The 1,106-nt window shown below is 40.8% G+C and carries 1 protein-coding gene; it reads right to left on the minus strand.

Annotated elements, in window-relative coordinates:
• Positions 1 to 506: 506 nt before the first annotated feature.
• Positions 507 to 1,106, minus strand: a 600-nt coding sequence (locus tag F6K23_RS41070; RefSeq protein ID WP_293167036.1) for a sensor histidine kinase KdpD, incomplete at its 5' end; no start/stop codon positions are given.

The raw sequence follows: 1,106 nt of genomic DNA on the forward strand, positions 1-1,106 counted from the left end.
TTGCGTGGGATTTGAATTCTCCGCGTCTGGAGCGTCTGCTTAATTATTTCCCCACGCCTTTTTTCGCTTATCTCCCTAATATAGCAGTACGTATTAAGGCTAGAACAAGCTAAATCGCTAAAACTTTGTCACAGTCAACTTCTGCCTTCTGCCTTGCGCGTAGCGCTATACCTGGGAAAATTAATTTAACATTTTGTTGTTGTCGGGAATAGAGAATACTATCAGCAAAAAAAAAGCATCCATATTACTAATATGAATGCCCCGAGTTCTCTCTAGATGTAGACCAGAATACAGTGTTTAATGGTAACGATGCGACTGAAATTGAATAGGAAGACTTGACCTGATTGTGATGTTAAATAAGACTCGCTCAACTCAACACTTTAATTGTGCTTTTTTTTAAAAAAATACACCAGTGAAGATAGGAAATTTAAGATATTTTTTATCCAGTCAGAGTTGAGAAGTGAACATTTATCAATGCTCATTAACCAATAAAACACTTAGGGCAATTATTTTTCTAGTACAATGGGAATGGTAAAGTGGAAGCGACTGCCTTGCTTTTTACCAGCCGAAGTAGCCCAAATTTTTCCGCCAATGCCTTGAATAATTTGGCGACAAATAGCCAAACCAATACCAGTGCCGCCAGCAGTACGTCGCAGAGCATCTTCCTCCTGATAAAAATAGCTAAATATTGCTTCTAGCTGACTGGGTGCAATGCCCCGACCTGTATCAGCTATAATCACTTCTAGCATCGGACTAGGTACGTCTGCTTGAGTTGTCTCAACATTAAAATCGTACAACAGAGCTTGAATCGTTACTTCCCCACTAGCAGCTGTGAACTTGCAGGCATTATCTATAAGTTTAGTTAAAACCTCTACAAGCTTGTCTCCATCGGCTCGAATTGGAGGCAGTTGAGAAGGCAATTCAACTTTAATTTGGGGTAATTGTTTTTGCTCAGGGTTGTTTGTCAAACCACTGAGGACTAAATCTAGGGCTTGTTGGAGTTCAAGAGATTCTGGGCGATGGTATACTTGCCCGTGTTCTAATCGAGAGAGTGTGAGAAAATCTTGAATCAGTTGGCGCAGGCGCTCGACGTCCTTGAGAGCAAT

It is taken from the genome of Okeania sp. SIO2C9, assembly GCF_010672455.1.
Classification (GTDB): domain Bacteria; phylum Cyanobacteriota; class Cyanobacteriia; order Cyanobacteriales; family Microcoleaceae; genus Okeania.